Origin of the sequence: Streptomyces phyllanthi (assembly GCF_009377205.1) — a bacterium.
GTDB classification, from domain to species: Bacteria; Actinomycetota; Actinomycetes; order Streptomycetales; family Streptomycetaceae; genus Streptomyces; species Streptomyces phyllanthi.
The window spans coordinates 1-2893 of the sequence record NZ_VJZE01000731.1 but is presented as its reverse complement, the minus strand read 5'-3'; the positions used below and the strand labels follow the sequence as shown (position 1 = coordinate 2893).

At 67.7% G+C, this 2893-nt stretch carries 2 protein-coding genes and 1 pseudogene; 1 reads left to right on the top strand and 2 read right to left on the bottom strand.

Annotation, left to right across the window (positions count from 1 at the left end):
- Positions 1 to 3: 3 nt before the first annotated feature.
- Positions 4 to 489: a ribose-5-phosphate isomerase gene (locus FNH04_RS44085; protein ID WP_152791852.1), complete on the bottom strand. Its 486-nt coding sequence runs from the start codon at positions 487 to 489 to the stop codon at positions 4 to 6.
- 372 nt (positions 490 to 861) lie between these two features.
- Here FNH04_RS44085 and FNH04_RS44080 point away from each other — a divergent pair, with 372 nt between their 5' ends.
- Positions 862 to 2316 carry an amino acid permease gene (locus FNH04_RS44080; protein WP_152791851.1) on the top strand — a complete coding sequence of 485 codons (1455 nt, stop codon included), beginning with the start codon at positions 862 to 864 and terminating at the stop codon, positions 2314 to 2316.
- Between the two features lie 110 nt (positions 2317 to 2426).
- Here FNH04_RS44080 and FNH04_RS47040 read toward each other — a convergent pair.
- Positions 2427 to 2893 (bottom strand): annotated as a pseudogene (locus tag FNH04_RS47040) (serine/threonine protein kinase); the annotation flags it as partial.

Sequence of the window (2893 nt, the reverse complement as noted above, 5' to 3'; positions counted from 1 at the left end):
GTGTTACTGCTGCGGGTGGTGGGGCGGGATCGGAGGGAGGTCGCCCGTCTTCTCGTAAGCGGAGAGCATCTCGATTCGGCGGACGTGACGCTCGTCACCCGAGAAAGGCGTGTTGAGGAAGGTCTCGACGAACTTCGTCGCCTCCTCCTGGGTGTGCATGCGGGCGCCGACCGCGATGACGTTCGCGTCGTTGTGTTCGCGGCCCAGGGACGCCGTCTCCACACTCCAGGCGAGGGCCGCGCGGACGCCGGTCACCTTGTTCGCGGCGATCTGCTCGCCGTTTCCGGAGCCGCCGATCACGATGCCGAGGGAGCCGGGGTCGGCGGCCGTCTTCTCGGCGGCACGGAGGCAGAACGGCGGGTAGTCGTCCTGGGCGTCGTAGATGTGGGGCCCGCAGTCGACGGGCTCGTGGCCGGCGGCCCTGAGCCACTCGACGAGGTGATTCTTCAGTTCGTAGCCGGCGTGATCCGAGCCGAGGTAGACGCGCATGGTCCGAGTGTGACACGGCCGTTTCGGCGGGGCCCGTCGGGGGCCCGACCCCGAAAACCGTGAGCAACACTACAAAACCTCAAGGAAACCTCAAGTAACGATCTGGATTCACAGGTTCAAGATTCCCTTCGCCTCAGATTCACTGGACCGGCTTGTACAACTCCGGATACGGCGTGCTGTCCGCTCCGGATACGGCGTGCTGTCCGCGTCTCGTCGGGTCCTCCCCCGTCTCTCGCGTCCCCCTCTCACGCGAGTCATGAGGGCCCCGCGACTGGGCAGGCGCCACGAGACGCATCAGTTCAAGCCAGGCATCACACGTGTCCGGCCTACCCCCACTCAGTCCCTGCCCCGCTGTGCAAAGGAACTCCCCCCATGACCTCGCAGCCGACCACGGCGAAAGCCGGCAGTAGCCCAGGCAGCCACGGAGAGCCCGGTGGTGGTCTCCAGGCCGGGCTCAAGGACCGTCATCTGTCCATGATCGCGATCGGTGGTGTGATCGGTGCGGGGCTGTTCGTCGGTTCCAGTTCCGGTATCGCGACCGCCGGCCCCGGCATCCTGTTGTCCTACGCGCTCGTGGGCACTCTTGTCGTGCTGGTCATGCGGATGCTCGGCGAGATGTCCGCCGCCAACCCCACCTCCGGTTCCTTCTCCGCCCACGCCGACCGCGCCCTGGGCCGCTGGGCCGGCTTCTCCATCGGCTGGCTGTACTGGTTCTTCTGGGTCGTCGTCCTGGCCGTCGAAGCCACCGCCGGCGCGGTGATCCTGGAGGGGTGGATCCCGGCCGTGCCCCAGTGGGCGTGGGCGCTCATCGTGATGGTCGTGCTGACCGCGACCAACCTGGTCTCGGTCGGCTCCTATGGCGAGTTCGAGTTCTGGTTCGCCGGGATCAAGGTCGTCGCGATCGCCGCGTTCATCGTCATCGGCGCCCTGGCCGTGCTCGGTCTCCTGCCGGGTGTGCAGGCGCCTCAGGCGGGTGTGTCGAACCTGACCGACCACGGCGGGTTCCTGCCCAACGGGCCCGGCGCGATCCTGCTGGGTGTGCTGCTGGTGGTGTTCTCCTTCATGGGCAGCGAGATCGTCACCCTCGCCGCCGGGGAGACCGCCAACCCCCGCCAGGCCGTCACCAAGGCCACCAACAGCGTGATCTGGCGTATCGCCGTGTTCTACCTCGGCTCCATCTTCGTCGTCGTCACCCTGCTGCCCTGGAACGACAAGTCGATCGCCGACAAGGGCAGTTACGTCGCCGCGCTGGACTCCCTCGGCATCGCGCACGCCGGCCAGATCATGAACTTCATCGTGCTCACCTCGGTGCTGTCGTGTCTCAACTCCGGCCTGTACACCGCCTCGCGGATGGCCTTCTCCCTCGGTGAGCGCGGCGACGCACCCGCGGCTTTCGCCCGGACCACCGCCCGCGGGGTGCCGATGGCGGCCATCCTCGCCTCCGTCGTCTTCGGGTTCGTGGCCGTCTTCTTCAACTACGCCTATCCCGACTCCGTCTTCCTCTTCCTGGTCAACTCCTCCGGCGCCGTCGCCCTGTTCGTGTGGCTGGTCATCTGCTTCTCCCAGCTCAGGCTCCGCAAGGTCATCGAACGCGAACAGCCGGACAGGCTGGTGGTGCGGATGTGGCTGTATCCGTACCTGACCTGGGCCACCATCGCCCTGATCGTGTTCGTCCTGGGCTACATGCTCACCGACACCCAGCACGGCAACCGCGACATCCTCCTGCTCTCCCTCCTCGTCGCCGCCGTCGTCGTCGGCATCTCACTGGTGAAGGAGAAGGTGCTGGGCGCCAGGCCTGAGCGCAGCGCCTCTCATACCGAGCGCTGAGCGCTGAGCACTGAGCACTGAGCACTGAGCACTGAGCAGGTTGATCTCCTCGCATCGGGTCCGGCAGGGCTGACTGCCGGGCCCGGTGCTGTTGCCGGCTCGCCACCCGCTCACAGCGGTGTGAAGCTGTCCCTGACCAGCTCGTACGTCGGTACGGCGCGGTCCTCGATGTCCGGGGCGTACCAGGTGCTGATCTCGTAGGACGTACCGCCGGAGCGGAAGCCGAGCAGCCGGACGTGCCAGGGTTTGCCCTTGGCCGTGACGGTGTACTCCCACACCACGGCGGGGCCGTCCCGGAACGTGGTCTCCTCCAGGCGGATCCTGCGGTAGTCGAGGCCCTTGCTGGTGTCCTGTTCCTCCTTGTCCCTCCACTGTTCGAGCAGATCGCCGCGGGCGGGGGCCGCGTTGGCGAGGATCTCCTGTTTGCGGTCGGGCGAGGCGTAGTGCACCTCGGCACCGCTCTCGGCCGCCCGCAGCCAGCCCTTGGGCGGGACCCACGCGTACAACCCGGCCTCCCGTTCGGCCCCGGCCGGGACGCTGGGCGGGCGCGAGGTGCCCGCGACGGTGGGGGTCGGGG

Bases quoted from the DNA above. Each gene is read 5' to 3' on its own strand.
- FNH04_RS44080 (WP_152791851.1), top strand. From the start codon at position 862: ATGACCTCGCAGCCGACCACGGCGAAAGCCGGCAGTAGCCCAGGCAGC.
- FNH04_RS44085 (WP_152791852.1), bottom strand. From the start codon at position 489: ATGCGCGTCTACCTCGGCTCGGATCACGCCGGCTACGAACTGAAGAAT.